Source organism: Flavobacterium xanthum, assembly GCF_900142695.1.
GTDB classification, from domain to species: domain Bacteria; phylum Bacteroidota; class Bacteroidia; order Flavobacteriales; family Flavobacteriaceae; genus Flavobacterium; species Flavobacterium xanthum.
This window is the reverse complement of record NZ_FRBU01000031.1, coordinates 1-16,548: the sequence shown is the minus strand read 5'-3', so window position 1 is coordinate 16,548 and position 16,548 is coordinate 1. Positions and strand designations below refer to the sequence as shown.

At 34.9% G+C, this 16,548-nt stretch carries 14 protein-coding genes and 1 rRNA gene; 13 read left to right on the top strand and 2 right to left on the bottom strand.

The window, feature by feature from the left end:
• Positions 1–60 precede the first annotated feature (60 nt).
• The 5 genes from BUC11_RS12490 to yidC all read left to right on the top strand — a co-directional run bounded on the left by BUC11_RS12490 (position 61) and on the right by yidC (position 6,475).
• On the top strand, positions 61–2,004 hold the full coding sequence (locus BUC11_RS12490; RefSeq protein WP_073354524.1) for a LysM peptidoglycan-binding domain-containing protein: 1,944 nt from the start codon (positions 61–63) through the stop codon (positions 2,002–2,004).
• Between the two features lie 95 nt (positions 2,005–2,099).
• Complete coding sequence (locus tag BUC11_RS12485; RefSeq protein WP_073354522.1) at positions 2,100–2,501, top strand: OsmC family protein; 402 nt, start codon at positions 2,100–2,102, stop codon at positions 2,499–2,501.
• An 82-nt stretch (positions 2,502–2,583) separates the two neighbouring features.
• Positions 2,584–2,817, top strand: coding sequence for a DUF3820 family protein (locus BUC11_RS12480; RefSeq protein WP_066082415.1), 234 nt, complete (start codon positions 2,584–2,586; stop codon positions 2,815–2,817).
• A 73-nt stretch (positions 2,818–2,890) separates the two neighbouring features.
• A complete protein-coding gene (locus tag BUC11_RS12475) occupies positions 2,891–4,504 on the top strand; it encodes a CTP synthase (RefSeq protein WP_073354520.1) in 1,614 nt (537 codons plus the stop codon).
• 66 nt (positions 4,505–4,570) lie between these two features.
• Positions 4,571–6,475, top strand: a complete 1,905-nt coding sequence (yidC, locus tag BUC11_RS12470; protein WP_073354516.1) for a membrane protein insertase YidC — start codon at positions 4,571–4,573, stop codon at positions 6,473–6,475.
• Between the two features lie 53 nt (positions 6,476–6,528).
• Here yidC and BUC11_RS12465 read toward each other — a convergent pair whose 3' ends face one another.
• On the bottom strand, positions 6,529–7,497 hold the full coding sequence (locus tag BUC11_RS12465; protein WP_073354514.1) for a fasciclin domain-containing protein: 969 nt from the start codon (positions 7,495–7,497) through the stop codon (positions 6,529–6,531).
• 462 nt (positions 7,498–7,959) lie between these two features.
• Here BUC11_RS12465 and BUC11_RS12460 point away from each other — a divergent pair, with 462 nt between their 5' ends.
• The 5 genes from BUC11_RS12460 to BUC11_RS12440 all read left to right on the top strand — a co-directional run bounded on the left by BUC11_RS12460 (position 7,960) and on the right by BUC11_RS12440 (position 13,050).
• Complete coding sequence (locus tag BUC11_RS12460; protein WP_073354512.1) at positions 7,960–8,676, top strand: toxin-antitoxin system YwqK family antitoxin; 717 nt, start codon at positions 7,960–7,962, stop codon at positions 8,674–8,676.
• Between the two features lie 72 nt (positions 8,677–8,748).
• Complete coding sequence (gene mnmA, locus BUC11_RS12455) at positions 8,749–9,936, top strand: tRNA 2-thiouridine(34) synthase MnmA (protein ID WP_073354510.1); 1,188 nt, start codon at positions 8,749–8,751, stop codon at positions 9,934–9,936.
• Between the two features lie 132 nt (positions 9,937–10,068).
• The gene (locus BUC11_RS12450) at positions 10,069–11,682 is read left to right on the top strand and encodes a S8 family peptidase (protein ID WP_073354563.1); all 1,614 of its coding nucleotides are present in this window, start codon (positions 10,069–10,071) and stop codon (positions 11,680–11,682) included.
• A gap of 15 nt (positions 11,683–11,697) precedes the next feature.
• Positions 11,698–12,642, top strand: coding sequence for an NAD(P)H-dependent flavin oxidoreductase (locus tag BUC11_RS12445; RefSeq protein WP_073354508.1), 945 nt, complete (start codon positions 11,698–11,700; stop codon positions 12,640–12,642).
• Positions 12,643–12,645: 3 nt separating this feature from the next.
• The gene (locus BUC11_RS12440) at positions 12,646–13,050 is read left to right on the top strand and encodes a hypothetical protein (protein WP_073354504.1); all 405 of its coding nucleotides are present in this window, start codon (positions 12,646–12,648) and stop codon (positions 13,048–13,050) included.
• Positions 13,051–13,101: 51 nt separating this feature from the next.
• Here BUC11_RS12440 and BUC11_RS12435 read toward each other — a convergent pair whose 3' ends face one another.
• Complete coding sequence (locus BUC11_RS12435; RefSeq protein ID WP_073354502.1) at positions 13,102–13,542, bottom strand: DUF4268 domain-containing protein; 441 nt, start codon at positions 13,540–13,542, stop codon at positions 13,102–13,104.
• A gap of 93 nt (positions 13,543–13,635) precedes the next feature.
• Between BUC11_RS12435 and BUC11_RS12430 the strand changes: the two genes are divergently transcribed.
• The 3 genes from BUC11_RS12430 to BUC11_RS12420 form a co-directional block, all read left to right on the top strand.
• A complete protein-coding gene (locus tag BUC11_RS12430; protein ID WP_073354500.1) occupies positions 13,636–14,280 on the top strand; it encodes an NUDIX hydrolase in 645 nt (214 codons plus the stop codon).
• Positions 14,281–14,368: 88 nt separating this feature from the next.
• On the top strand, positions 14,369–15,178 hold the full coding sequence (locus tag BUC11_RS12425; protein ID WP_073354498.1) for a lysophospholipid acyltransferase family protein: 810 nt from the start codon (positions 14,369–14,371) through the stop codon (positions 15,176–15,178).
• Between the two features lie 1,078 nt (positions 15,179–16,256).
• A 16S ribosomal RNA gene (locus BUC11_RS12420) occupies positions 16,257–16,548 on the top strand; the annotation flags it as partial.

Here is a 16,548-nt window from a genome sequence, read left to right as displayed (position 1 = left end):
CAGATTTTTGGAATAAAATTTGGTACCGTTACTTTATTAAATAATTTATAAATAAAAGCGATGAAATATTTTTTTGCGATTTGTATGACAGCTTTGTGTTTTAATTTTAGTGTTTTTGCACAAAGTAAAACAACTACACACAAGGTCGAAAAAGGGGAAACAATCAGTCAGATTGCTCAAAAATATAATGTAACTCCGTATGATATTTATCAATTGAATCCGGATGCACAAACTGGACTAAAACCAAATAGTGTTTTACTAATTCCTAAAAGTTCTGGCAAACAACTAGCCATTCTTCCAACTAAAAAAGGGAATGTGGCTGTAACGCACGAGGTTCTGCCTAAAGAAACGCTATATGGTATTGAAAAGAAATATGGAGTTTCTGACGAAGCCTTAAAACAAGCCAATCCATTTCTGGAAAAAGAAGGACTTCAAATAGGGCAATCACTTATTATTCCTTCTAATAAAATCCAAAAGAGTACAGCCGCAATCTCAGAAAAAGTAGTGTTTCACTACGTACTTCCAAAAGAAACAAAGTATTCAATTGCAAAGCAATACGGCATTACTATTGAAGAGTTAGAGCGCAAGAATCCTGAAGTGGTATCTAATTTGCCAGAAGGATTCAAATTATTAATTAAAGGAAAAGCGCCTAAAGCAGAAAAAATCCCTACAGCCATAGAGCCTAAAAAAGAGGCTGTTGTCACAAATCCTGTAAAAACTATACCTGCAACCAATTACCTGAATTATGTCGTAAAACCGAAAGAGACGCTGTACAGCTTGTCAAAGATGACGGGTGTAACTCAAGAGGAATTGATAGCAATTAATCCAGAATTAGCACAAGGTGTAATTGAAGGTATGGTTTTGAGAATTCCTGCAACATTAGTGCTTACTCCAGAAAGTAAAAAGGAGTATGCGGAATTGTCAAAAAGTAGTTCAAACAATAACAGAAAGAAATTAACGCTGCTCTTGCCTTTTAATGTTTCAAAAATTGAAGGCGATACCGTTAATTCGATGGTTACACGTTTGAAAAAAGATAAATTTCTAAATATGACATTGGATTTTTATGCAGGTGCTTTGATGGCTATTGATTCCGCCAAAACATTAGGACTTAACTTTGAAATAAATATATTGGATTCAGAGGAAACGAAAAATAGTTCTGCTGTTGCTTCGCTGATTCAAAAAAATAATTTAGAAGTTGCAGACGCTATTATTGGTCCTTTCTATCAAAGTAATGTCGAAAAAACTGCCGAAATTTTATTGCCAAATCAAGTGCCTGTTATATCGCCATTGTCAAAAGACTTGGGCGTATCCTATGCTAATATTTTTCAATCAATCCCAGATCCAGACGCAGTCAAAAACGCCATGTTCGATTATATGCGTTCAAAAGGCGGTAATATAGTGGCAGTAGTTGATAGAAAGAAAGGATCCGTTATTCAATTTATTAAAGAAAATCACAAAGACGTGCGTTTTGCAGCACTTAACGCAAACGGAGGAGTATCGCCTGAAAATCTGAAAAGCTTGTTTGTGAAAGATAAAATGAATTATGTAGTGATGGAAACCGCAAATACGGGAATGATAAAATCAACAATAGCCACTATGTTAGGTGCTATGGCATCATACAAAGTACAACTTGTTATTCTGGAGCCAAATGAAACATTAGATACCGATGAAATTAGTTATGTAAATCTGACTAAACTGAAATTAATGTATCCTTCAGTTACTCGAGAAAACGAATCTCCCGAGGCTTTGATTTTTCAAAAAGAGTTTAGAGAGAAAAACAAGATTGATCCTAGTGACTTTGCTACGAGAGGATTTGATGTTACTTTTGATACTATGCTGCGCTTGTCACAAGATGTAAAATATCAAGAAACAATTGATAGTACCGCAACGGAACAAATCGACAATAAATTTGAATTTTATAAAAAAGGAGATGGAGGTTATATCAATAAAGGAATCTATATTTTATACTACGACACAGATTTGACCATAAAAGAAGCCAACTAAAAGTACGCCTGCCGGAAATGTAAGCAGCTTAATGAAACTTTAATGCAACGCCCTCCTTGCAGTGTTGGGACGAATAAAAATAAATAATAGCAAACATGACATCAATAGTAACTTATTTGGGCGATTTGAGAACATCTTCGATTCATTTGCAGTCAGGGACGGAAATTCTTTCAGATGCACCAGTAGATAACAATGGGAAAGGGGAGGCTTTTTCTCCAACAGATACAGTTGCTAATGCTTTGGCAACGTGTATGATAACGATAATGGGAATAAAGGCACGAGAAATGGAAGTTGATTTGACAGGTTCCACCGCCGAAGTAATTAAAATTATGAATGCTGAACCGAGACGTATTGGTGCGATAGAAATTGCTTTTGAGATGTACGGAACGATTGAGGAAAAAAACAGAATCATACTGGAAAGAGTGGCGATGACTTGTCCAGTTTTCTTAAGCTTGCATCCTGAAATCGAGAAACGAATAATTTTTAACTGGAAATAAAGAGATTTTAGGAGCAAGAGATACGATACAGGAAGCATTAATGGTTCTAGTTTCTTATCTCTTGTTCCTTTTTTTATAAAAAATGGATCAAAACCAAAAACAACTCATCAAACTCGCTCACACTAAAATGCCTTTTGGTAAATATGAAGGGTGGTTTCTTATTGATATTCCGGAATATTATATTGTGTGGTACAGTAATAAAGGGTTTCCAAAAGGAGAATTGGGAGAACAATTGAAATTAATTTATGAATTAAAACTCAATGGTCTAGAAGAGTTAATTCGAAATATAAAAAAACGGTACCCAAAACCGATTTAATTTTCAATTTGACAATTTATAATTGTACTTTTGCCACGTTTTTTTACACAACTACAACACAAACAACAATAGAATGAATCAAACGAAATATATTTTTGTTACTGGCGGTGTGACTTCTTCTTTAGGGAAAGGAATCATCGCGGCATCTTTGGCAAAATTGTTACAAGCAAGAGGATACCGTACAACCATCCAAAAGTTTGACCCGTACATCAATGTAGATCCCGGAACATTAAATCCTTATGAACATGGGGAATGTTATGTTACTGATGATGGCGCTGAAACGGATTTAGATTTAGGACATTATGAGCGTTTCTTGAATGTTCCTACGTCTCAAGCCAATAATGTAACTACAGGACGAATATATCTTTCCGTTATTGAAAAGGAACGAAGAGGAGAATTTCTTGGTAAAACGGTACAAGTCGTTCCGCATATTACCAATGAAATCAAAGAAAGAATGCAGTTGCTAGGAAATTCCGGTGACTATGATATTGTTATTACAGAAATTGGTGGAACGGTAGGTGATATTGAATCGTTGCCATATATTGAATCTGTTCGTCAATTGGTGTGGGAATTAGGGGAGCACAACGGAATTGTAATTCACCTTACTTTGGTGCCTTATTTGGCTGCAGCCGGAGAATTAAAAACAAAACCGACACAGCATTCCGTGAAAACCTTGATGGAAAGCGGAATAAAAGCGGATATTTTAGTGTGCAGAACTGAGCATGAAATTTCGGAAGAATTACGAAATAAATTAGCTTTATTTTGTAATGTAAAAAGAGAAGCCGTTATTCAATCCATAGATGCTTCTACTATTTATGAAGTGCCTAATTTAATGTTGGAAGAAGGACTTGACGTCGTGGCTTTAAAAAAATTAGATCTGCCTAAAAAAGCAGCACCAGACTTAAAAAACTGGAATACTTTTTTACGCCGATTGAAAAATCCGAAGCATACAGTAAATATCGGTTTGGTTGGGAAATATGTAGAAATGCAAGATTGCTACAAATCTATTTTGGAAGCGTTCATTCATGCTGGTGCTGCTAATGAAACGAAGGTAAATGTAGTGTCAATTCATTCAGAACATATTGATGCCAACAACATAAACGAGAAATTTTCGGGCTTAGATGGAATACTTGTGGCGCCAGGTTTTGGAGAAAGAGGAATTGAAGGGAAAATTGCAGCAGTGCAATACGCTCGTGAAAATAAAGTGCCATTCTTTGGGATTTGTTTAGGAATGCAAATGGCTATCATAGAATATTCAAGAAATATTCTGGGTTACACTGATGCCAATTCAACCGAAATGAATGAACATACAGCGCATCCAGTGGTAAACCTTATGGAAGAGCAAAAAACAATTACGGATAAAGGAGGGACAATGCGTCTTGGTGCATGGAAATGTGAGATCAAAAAAGATTCATTGGCTTATAAAATATACGGAAAAGAAACAATTTCAGAACGTCACCGTCATCGCTATGAGTACAATAGCAATTATGTAGCACAATTACAAAATGCAGGATTGATTGCGTCTGGAGTAAATCCTGACACCGGGTTAGTTGAGATTATAGAAATAGAAGACCATCCTTTTTTTATCGGGGTTCAATACCATCCGGAATATAAAAGTACGGTTGCGAATCCACATCCCATTTTTGTGAATTTTGTGGCAGCAGCCGTTAAAGCAAAGAAAAAATAGTTTTAGTTTTTTGAAACAATTCATCAAACGGTATACTAATTAGATTAAACTTTTTTAAATATTATAATGGAACAAAAAAAATTTGACCTCAATTCGATTATAGGTTTTGCATTAATTTTTGGTATTTTGGTTTTTATCATGTATCAAAATCAACCAGACCCGAAAGTGGTTGCAGCTGAAAAAGCTCAAAAAGAGTTGGTAATTAAAGAAGCGAAAGCGAAAGAGTTAGAAGCTAAAACGGTAGCCAAAGCAACTGTTGCAGTAGCAACGGGAGATTCTACACAAATTGCCCAATTACAAAAAAACTTAGGAAATTTTGCTTATTCTGCAACTCTTCCTTCTGCTAAAGCAGGTCTTACAACTATCGAAAACGAATTGGTAAAGTTGACCATTGCTAATAAAGGGGGGTATATTGTTGAAGCTACTTTGAAACAATATGAAAAATTTAAGAAAGGTTCAGGGCAGTTAGTCCAATTAATTAAAGACAATAATGCTAATTTAAACGTACAATTACTAACTAGTGATAACCGTACATTAAACTCAAAAGACTTGTATTTTGAACCGACTTTAACGAAAGTAGGAACGGATCAGGTTTTATCAATGAAATTGAAAGCCGGAGCCAACGAATTCTTAGAATACAAATACATTTTGAAACCAAACGATTATATGATTGGTTTTGATATTCGTTCCCAAGGTTTGAATAAAGTATTGAATACGGCAAAACCATTAGATTTAGAATGGAATTTGAAAACGTACAGAAATGAGAAAAGTGTTTCTTATGAAAATCGCTACACTGAAATTTATTTTGAGCATGAAGACGGTAAAATTGATTATTCAGGTGTAGGTCAAACAGAAGAATCAGACGTGCAAAAGGGAACTTTCGTGGCATTCAAGCAACATTTTTTCTCTACAATTCTATTGACAAAAACGCCATTTGAAACGGCTAAATTAAAATCAGAGAATTTAGTTCATGATGACAAAATAGATACACTTTTTACAAAACAGTTCAAAGCAAATATTCCGCTAGCTTTTACTAATGGAGAATTGGATCATAAGATGAGTTGGTATTTTGGTCCAACTGATTATAAGACCTTGAAGCATTATGATAAAAACCTTGAAAAAATTATCTCGTTAGGTTGGGGGATTTTTGGATGGATCAATAAATTTATTTTTATTCCATTATTTGGATTTTTAAGTTCTTACATTGCTTACGGAATTGCAATTATCGTGTTTACTATCATCATTAAAATTGCGATGTCGCCTATTACTTTCAAATCGTTCTTGTCACAAGCGAAGATGAAAGTATTGCGTCCTGAAATTACAGAATTGGGTGAAAAATTCAAAAAAGACCCAATGAAGAAACAACAGGAAACAATGAAGTTATACAACAAAGCAGGAGTAAATCCTATGGCGGGTTGTATTCCGGCATTGATACAGCTTCCATTTATGTATGCTTCGTTTCAGTTTTTCCCATCGGCTTTTGAGTTGAGACAAAAAAGCTTCCTTTGGGCAGATGATCTATCGTCTTTTGATGAGGTAATTAGATTGCCTTTTTATATTCCTTTTTATGGAAATCACATCAGTTTGTTTCCAGTATTGGCTTCGATAGCCATTTTCTTTTACATGAAGATGACATCTGGCGACCAGCAAATGGCTGCTCCACAACAAGAGGGAATGCCAGACATGGCTAAGATGATGAAAATCATGATCTATGTTTCGCCAATCATGATGTTGTTTTTCTTCAATAGTTATGGTGCAGGACTGAGTTTGTATAACTTTATTTCGAATCTAATTACTATTGGAATTATGATTGTCATCAAAAGATACTTTATCGACAGTGATAAAATTCATACTCAAATTCAAGAAAACAAATTGAAAGAGCCGAAGAAACAAGGTAAATTCCAGAAAAAATTACAAGAAGTGATGGAACAAGCTGAAGCTCAAAAAGCATTAGACAAAAAGAAGAAATAATTCATAAAAAAAGCTCTCAAAATTTTGAGAGCTTTTTTTTGCTTTAAAAATAATTACAGAAGAGGGAGTAACACTTTGTCCACAGCGTGAATAACACCGTTTGAACACTGAACATCAGTAATGATGATATTTGAAAATCTGTTTCTAGCATCTTTAATTTTGGCTCCTCCAGATAATTGTATTGTAAAGGTTTGAGCTGGTACTAGAATAGGAGTAACTACTTGACCTTCGGTTAAGCTAGCTGCCAATACATTAGCAGGACTTACCACATGATATTGTAAAACTTTTGTCAAATTTGCTGCAGAAACTCCTGCAATCCCGTCAGGGGCTAATTCCGTATTCAAGGCTGTAAAAGCAGTATTTGTTGGAGCAAAAACGGTAAACGGACCAGTTCCAGATAAGGCAGTTATGAAATTAGGTTCTCCAGAACGATTTAAAACACTTACCAAAGTACTAAAATTAGCATTTGCTGCAGCATGAGTTACAATAGTTGGCAAGTCAATGACTTTGTCTACAATATGAATCACTCCATTTGAAGCCATGATATCTGGAGTAGTAACGGTCGCAACTCCATTAAGTTTCACACCAGCAGTTATATTTACATACATGCTTAAATTATTAGTAGTTGATGCGGAACCTTTGGCTAAAGTTTTAATGTATCCTGTGGTTAAATCTGTAGATTTTACAGAACCAGTGACAACATGATTCAATAATATTTGTGTTAAAGCTTCTTTTGGAACATCATTTATTGTAGCATAAGGAGTGGTGGCAAGAAAAGCGGTAAATGCTTCATTCGTGGGTGCAAAAACGGTAAAGGGACCAGCTCCTTTCAAAGTAGTAGCTAATTCCGCTCTGACAAGTGCCTGAACCAAAATACTTAAATTTGGACTGGCTACCGCTTTCCCTGTAATGGTGTTGTCCACAACCATATTGTCGTTATTATTGTCATCGTCGCACGATACGGAAAGTGCGGTAAATAATGCAATTAGCATTAGATTTTTCAATTTAATTACATTTTTCATAGTGTTTAATGTTTATTTGTTTCCACTAAATTAATAAATAGCTTTTGAATTTTGTTTAATAAGTATTATAAATTGCTAAACAACATGAAACTTTATTGTTTCTTTTAAAGTTGTTTAACTTCAATGGTAGATAATTTTAATTAATCATAAGGCATTGATAATAAGATACATATGGTGAATCGGGTATTTTTTATAGTATTTATTTTAAAAAATACTTGTTAGTTTAATTAAACACTTTATAATTAACGGTTACTCACCACTTTAAAAACGACTAGTAGATAATTTTCAACGCCGTAATTCCATCTAGAATTTTATATTTTATCTTTAAAGTTTACAAGTTTAAACTGTTTCTCTTATCCATAATTAAGTGGAGGGGAGAACAACTATAATAAATTTGTAAATTTGCTTAAAATAAAAGAGTACAATTGTAGTTTTGTACTATTGACTTAATATAATGTAGTGATGAAAAAATATCAAATTAGTTTTTTTACCCTTTTAGTTCTTATGCTTTTGAGCCAAAATTGCATGTCTCAGTCCAATTTTAATAAATTAGATGACAGAGGAAAAAAACAGGGAGTTTGGAAAGGGTTTTATCAGGATTCCCGAAGACCTCGTTACGAAGGTAATTTTGAACATGGTAAAGAAATAGGTATTTTTTATTTTTATGATGATACCAAAGCTAAGTCGGTAATTGCTACACGAGAGTTTAATCCAATTGATAATTCAGCATTCACTATTTTTTATGATCAAAAAAGCAATAAAGTTAGTGAGGGTAAAGTGGTAAATAAAGTATTTGAAGGGCAATGGAAATATTATCATTTGGCCTCAAAAAACATAATGACTATTGAAAATTATAGTAAAGGAAAACTAGAGGGGCTTCGTACCGTTTTTTATCCTAGTGGTAAAGTCGCAGAAGAGATTAATTATAAAAATAATTTGAAAAATGGTTTTTATAAAAAATACACAGAGAAGGGAGTCTTACTGGAAGAATCTAATTTCAAGAATGACGTGTATAACGGTGCAGCCATTTTCAAAGAATCTAATGGAAATGTGGCTTCCAAAGGGCAGTTTTTAAATGGAAAAAAAGCTGGAATATGGCAGTTTTTTGAAAAAGGAAAATTGATCAAAGAAACGAATATGAATTTTCAAGAACAGGCAGTAAAAGACAAAAACAATTAACGAAACACTTAACGAATACTGTTATAAATCTTTTGTAACTTTGCAGTCTTATAAAATTATAATTTTTTGAAGATGAAGCGTGTTGTTGTTGGACTTTCAGGGGGAGTAGATTCAAGTGTTGCGGCATATTTGCTGCAACAGCAAGGATATGAAGTAATTGGTCTTTTTATGAAGAATTGGCATGACGATTCCGTTACTATTTCTAATGAATGTCCGTGGCTGGAAGATAGTAATGATGCTTTGCTAGTAGCAGAAAAGTTAGGAATTCCTTTTCAAACAGTCGATTTAAGTGAAGAATATAAAGAGAAAATCGTGGACTACATGTTCAACGAATACGAAAAAGGGCGTACTCCAAACCCAGATGTACTTTGTAATCGGGAAATAAAATTTGATGTTTTCATGAAAATTGCGTTGAGTCTTGGGGCTGATTTTGTTGCAACAGGGCACTACTGTCAAAAAAGCGAAATAGAAGTGAACGGCGAAACGGTCTATCAACTAAAAGCAGGTGCGGACACCAATAAGGATCAATCCTATTTTCTTTGTCAATTGTCACAAGAACAATTAGCAAAGTCGCTGTTTCCAATTGGAGAATTGACAAAACCAGAGGTTCGAGAAATTGCTGGGCAATTGGATTTGATCACTGCTGAAAAGAAAGATTCACAAGGGTTATGCTTCATTGGAAAAGTAAGGTTACCAGATTTTTTACAACAAAAATTACAACCTAAAGCGGGCGATATTATCCAAATTGATAAAGATGACCCTATTTATAATTTAGAAAAAGAAGTAGGTCTAAGTTTTGAAGAAGATGTAAAATTGGAGGCTGAAAAAATTTCTTATACCCCAAAAATGGGAAAAGTAGTAGGAAAACATCAAGGAGCTCATTATTTTACTATTGGGCAACGAAAAGGATTAAATGTTGGTGGAACAACGGATCCATTATTTATTATAGCTACTAATGTGGAGACCAATACGATCTATACTGGATTAACAAGTCAGCATCCTGGATTATTCAAGAAAGCGTTACATATTGAAAAAGAGGAAGTACACTGGATTCGTAAAGATTTGGCTTTAGCCAAAGGAGAAACCATGCATGTAATGGCTAGAATTCGATACAGACAGCCCTTACAAAGCGCCACTTTGCATCAATTTGAAAATGGAATGTACGTCGCTTTTGATGAACCTCAATCTGCAATAACCGAAGGACAGTTTGCAGCTTGGTATGTAGGAGATGAATTAATAGGATCAGGAGTAATTTCTTAGTCGTTTTATTGTATTATCGAAATGTACTAGTAAGGTCACCTAAAATTCTAATAATAAACCAAATATAGCTTTGACCATCATTCAATTTCAGCTACTGTTGAAGTCTCGATGGCACAACAAATGATGATACCTATGAGAAAATTTTATATATTTCTTTTATTATTGCTTACAACAAACGGTTTTGCACAGCAGGATGCTTGGGTATATTTAAATGCAAAGCCTAGTTCTCAATCCTTTGCTGATGCACCATTGAAAATGCTTTCTCAGAGAGCATTAGATAGAAGAACCAATCAAAGTATTGTTTTAGATTTTAAAGATGTTCCTGTTGAGGCTTCTTATATTAATCAAGTAAAAGCTATTGCGGGTATTACTGTGATGGCAAAATCAAAATGGCTAAATGCTCTTCATGTGCGAGGAACTCAGGCTAAAATAAATGACTTACTACTGCTTTCATTTGTCAGTAAAGTTGATTTTGCAGATAAATCATTAAATCAAATTGGTAAAAGCGCAAAATCAATTAAGGTAAAGCAAGGGAATAAGACCAAGAAGACAAAAGTGGATTATGCTTATGGAAGCTCTTCAAATCAGATCCAAATGCTCAACGGCCAAGTAATGCACCAACAAAATTACACGGGCTCCGGAAAAGTAATTGCTATTATGGACGCGGGATTTCCGGGTGTTAATACGACACAACCTTTCCAAAAATTAAGAACCAATGACCAAATTTTGGGTGGTTATAATTTTGTATTGAGAAATTCAGATTTTTATACTGGTGTCTCGCATGGCACTTCGGTACTTTCCGCAATGGGAGGTTACAAAGAGAATTCATTAGTGGGAACTGCCCCAGATGCTTCGTATTATTTATTTATAACAGAAGATGATACTTCTGAAAATCCTGTAGAAGAATCCCTTTGGGTTGAAGCAGCAGAAAAGGCAGACAGTTTAGGTGTGGATATTATCAATACCTCTTTAGGATATTTTGATTTTGATAACGAAGCATACAACCATACCTATAGTGAAATGAATGGTACAACAGCGTTCATGTCTCGAGGTGCGGAAATTGCATTTAGTAGAGGAATGATTCTGGTGACTTCGGCCGGTAATTCGGGTGGTACATCTAATCCACATGTTGCCGTACCAGCAGATGCTGTCTCTGTGATTGCAGTAGGTGCAGTGAACTCCGTAGAAATAGTAACCTCCTTTAGTTCAGTAGGACCTTCATCTGACGGTAGAATAAAACCCGATATCATGGCGCAAGGTCAAGCTGCAGTTGTTTCTGATGCAGCAGGGAATATTGTAACGGCAAATGGGACTTCTTTTTCTGGGCCAATAATGGCCGGGATGGTGGCTTGTTTATGGCAAGCATTTCCACAAAAAACAAATCAGCAAATTAAAGAATTAGTACTTCAATCATCCGATAAATTTTTAACTCCCAACAATCAGTATGGATATGGAATTCCAGATTTTGGACTGATTGTCCGCAACCAATTGTCGACGGAGTCATTTTCAAAAGATGACTTTATAATTTATCCCAATCCAACCACTGATTCTATTTCCGTTTCTTTGCCCACAAAATTTGAAAGTGGAACCGTTTTTATTTATACTATTTTAGGACAGAAAATTTTAGAACAAAAAGTAACACCTCAATCAGCTGTAATTTCTTTAAAAGCGTTGAATCAAGGAATGTACCTCTATAAATTGGAATCCGATAGTTTCTCTAAAAGTGGAAAAATAATAAAAAAATAACAGCATTAATACCACATGAATAAAATCACTGAACTTTTCAAAATTAAATATCCTATCATTCAAGGCGGAATGATATGGAATAGTGGGTATAAATTAGCCAGTGCCGTCAGTAACGCTGGTGGTTTAGGATTGATTGGTGCTGGTTCTATGTATCCCGAAGTCTTGCGAGAACACATTCAAAAATGTAAAAGAGCTACTTCAAAACCATTTGGAGTAAATGTTCCAATGTTATATCCCAACATTGAGGAAATAATGAAAATTATCGTAGAGGAAGGGGTTAGGATAGTTTTTACATCAGCGGGTAATCCAAAAACATGGACGTCATTCTTGAAACAAAATGGGGTAACGGTAGTGCATGTCGTAAGTAGCTCCGTTTTTGCATTGAAAGCACAAGATGCTGGTGTAGACGCAATTGTTGCCGAAGGATTTGAAGCTGGAGGCCATAACGGTAGAGAGGAAACCACAACACTGACACTTATTCCTATGGTGAAAGAAAAAATTTCAATTCCGTTGATTGCTGCCGGAGGTATTGCTACTGGTCGCGGCATGCTAGCAGCCATGGTTCTTGGTGCCGATGGAGTTCAAGTTGGGAGTAGATTTGCTGCGTCACTAGAATCGTCAGCTCATGATAATTTCAAGGAATCGATTGTAAAGGTTAAGGAAGGAGATACGCAATTGACATTGAAGGAACTTGCTCCAGTTCGGTTAATTAAAAATAAGTTTTATCAAGAGGTACAGGATTTATATGAAACTTGTCCAACAAAAGATGAATTAGTTACGTTATTAGGAAGAGCTAGAGCAAAAAGAGGCATGTTTGAGGGCGATTTAATCGAAGGAGAGTTAGAAATCGGTCAAATTGCCGGTCTTATTCACGAGATAAAACCGGCTGCTGAAATCATACAAGAAATGATTATCGATTTTGAATACGCAAGAGCAGAGGCAATCAATTTTCAATTTTAAGCAATGATAAAAAGATATATTATTCTACTTTTTTTGATTCTAGGAGTACAACATTCTTATGGACAAAATTATAAGTTTAAAACTTCAGGCTTTAGTGTTTTAGAGAAAAATGAAAAAGGGAAATGGGGAAAATGGTCTGATTTAAATTTAGTTAATATTTTAATTTCATTAGATACTAATAAAAGTAGAATTGTAGTTTATTCTCAAATTATCCAACTTTTTGAAATTGTAGAATACCAACCTATTGAGGAAAATGAAACAGATACTGTTTACACATTTACCTGTAAAGATAACGAAGGCGTCGATTGTACAGTTTCGATCATTACCAGAAAAAAGCAAGAAAACCGAAAGCAACTGTACATTAATTATGGTAATAGGATAATACTTTATAATATATTCAATATGTGATTGAATATGAAGTTGGATAATACAGTGCTATGTTTGATTTCTTACTCATTTTTAAAATTGTTCAATATCTTTAATATATCCATCATACTCTGAATAAAATAGCTCCAAGGCATTCATTTTATCATTGTAAAATTCAAAAATTTCCGGCCAGTATTTTCTATTACTAACTCCAACGCCTAGTTTTTCAACCCAAATAAGGCTAATCGTTTTACCACTTTCCAAGGTGTGCTCTTTTTCAAAAACCAGATCTTTAATGAATTCCTCTTCTAGAATATTTTTTAAAAATTTCAGTTTCTCAAAATAAGCAATTCTTTTTTCATCGCTTCGCTGTTCTATGGCTATTAAAACTTGAGCCTTTTTATTATCTACATAAAATTTAAAAGAAAAATCTTTGATCTTAGTATCGTACAACAACCATTTTCGGGGAAATTTTTCCGAAAATTCAACCCAGAATTCGCGTTTTAACTTTTGTGTTTCTTCTTTGCTGTACATTGTGTATGACTTTTGGTATCAGAAAATTTGTGTAACGGTATTTTCTAGACTATATTTATATTAAATTTCAATGTGCAAAAATAGACTTTGATTATGGATTTTCAAGAATTTTTACAGTTTGTTCCTAAAGTACTTGATGTAAGGCTCCCTGCCTTTGATGCACATATTAAAATGGCACCATTAGAGCGGTCACAAAGCTTAAAACAGATTGATTTTAGCGATAAAAATCCAAGAGTAGCTGCAGTAATGATGCTTTTTTATCCTAAAAATGAAATTACACACCTGGTATTGATTGTTCGGAATTCATACAAAGGGGTGCATTCTGCTCAAATTGCCTTTCCAGGAGGTAAATACGAAATCGATGATAAGGATTTTGCTTACACAGCATTGCGTGAAACTCACGAGGAAGTTGGCATTCATCCAGATAAAATACAAGTACTTAAACCTTTTACACAATTATATATTCCACCCAGTAATTTTATGGTGTATCCTTTTTTAGGTATTAGTAAAGAGGAACTAGTATTTGTGCCACAGCTTTCTGAGGTAGCAGATATAATTGAATTGCCTCTGTCTATTTTTTTAAGTGATTCAATTGTTGTCGAGACTAAGGTCTTAACGTCCTATTCAGATGAAAGCAGTGTTCCTGCTTTTAAAATTGAAAACCACATCGTTTGGGGAGCAACAGCAATGATGCTTAGCGAATTGAAAGAGGTTTTAAAAGAAGTCTTATATTCTTAAATTAGATAGGAAGCAACGGTTTTAGAATGCTAAAAACAATCAAAAATTAATTTCGTAGGTTTGCTAAATACAAAAAACACATAATTTTATGGGATTATTTAAGAGAAATCCTTTTGGTCACATCCTGTTTTTAAAAAAATGGTTAATCAGGATTTTCGGCGCCATCACGCATCGACGATATAGAGGTTTCAATGAATTGCAAATTGAAGGTTCAGAAATCATAAGGAATTTACCTGACACTAATGTTCTTTTCATTTCGAATCATCAAACGTACTTTGCTGATGTCGTAGCAATGTTCCATGTTTTTAATGCAAGTCTCAGCGGTCGTGATGATTCTATTAAAAACGTATGTTATCTCTGGCAGCCTAAAATGAACATCTATTATGTAGCTGCAAAAGAAACAATGCAGGCAGGGTTGTTGCCACGAATTATGGCTTATGCAGGCGCAATTGCGGTCGAAAGAACTTGGAGAGCTAAGGGAGTCGATGTTCTGGAGAAAAAAGACATTAATCCAGATGATACTGAAAATATTAAAATTGCTTTAAAAGACGGATGGGTTATAACCTTTCCGCAAGGGACAACTAAATCCTTTAAGCCAGTTCGTAAAGGAACGGCTCATATTATAAAACAGCACAGACCTATTGTTGTTCCTATTGTGATCGATGGCTTCCGTCGTTCATTTGATAAAAAAGGATTACGTATGAAAAAGAAGGGCATTCTTCAATCCTTCATTATTAAAGAGCCTTTGGATATTGATTACGATAAGGATACTGTTGAGGAAATTGTTGAAAAAATCGAATATGCTATAGAGCAACATTGTTCATTCCTCAAAGTAATACCGGCTGAAATTATCAAAGAACAAGAAGAATTGAATAAAACACGCCGGTGGGAATATTAAGCAGCGGTTTAATAAATGCGTGAACCTAGTAATAATAATAACTTGGGCGTTTCCCATTATAAAAAAGAGGCTATTATCTAATTGGGTAGTAGCCTCTTTTTTATAATGGGTCGGGCTATTCGCTACAAGTCCTCGTCAAGTTGCGTTACACTTCACTTGGCTGCGGGCTTTACGCTGCTATCCCTAACGCGGGGAGTTGTGTAATTGATTTAGAATTCGGTGTACCTTATATATAGGTAGGTATAAAATGTCTTACTATAATATGTACCCTAAGAAATAGACAAGTAACAACTGCCCAAGAGTTAAAAAAACCTAACCTATCTTAGATGATACTGCAGTCAAGGACCTAATTTCAGGATAGTCCTGTCTTTGATCCTAACAAAGCGACTTAGAGAACCAATAAATGTCTAAAAGGGATTGCATTTCCAATCGCTCCTAGAGGGATATAATGATAAAAAAACTAGATTTTGGTTATTTTTGCATGCTTTGCTTTGGATAGGGTGAGGTAAGCAGAAAAAACTTTTTTTTCAAGAAGCGTATTTTCAGCGAGTTAAAGAGAGTGTTAAGAAAGCGATAAAAAAAAGCGAATAAAAAGCTTGAATAACGGTATAAAGGTGTTAGTTTTGCACCCGCAACAACGGCAAACGTTCCTTTAAATACTGGCAAGATATAGAAATCGGAGGAGGAATTTATTTTCTAAAAAAGATTTCAAAAAGCTTGTGAGATTAGAAAACGGATGTTACATTTGCACCCCTGCAAAACGGGCAAAGTTCCTTGAGAGATTGATAAGAAAGAGTGGTTAAACGGAGATAAAAATTTCCTAAAAAAACTTCACATTTTTCTTGCCAGTTGAAAAAAGAGTTTGTACTTTTGCACCCGCTTCGAGAGACACACAAAGTGTGGTAATTGAGGTGAAAAGAAGATAAGAACACGTTCCTAGACATATTGAATTGACAGCCGTTCCGATGCAAATCGGAACAAAAGAATAAGAGTAATAGAATCGAGAGATTTGATAAAGACCATTAGAATTGGAGTCGCATAAACAAAGAGAACAGATTTATCTGGACTCACAAAATATACGATGAAGAGTTTGATCCTGGCTCAGGATGAACGCTAGCGGCAGGCTTAACACATGCAAGTCGAGGGGTATAGGTTTTCGGACCTAGAGACCGGCGCACGGGTGCGTAACGCGTATGCAATCTACCTTTCACAGAGGGATAGCCCAGAGAAATTTGGATTAATACCTCATAGTATAGCAGCTTCGCATGAAGTCACTATTAAAGATTTATCGGTGAAAGATGAGCATGCGTCCCATTAGTTAGTTGGTAAGGTAACGGCTTACCAAGACAACGATGGGTAGGGGTCCTGAG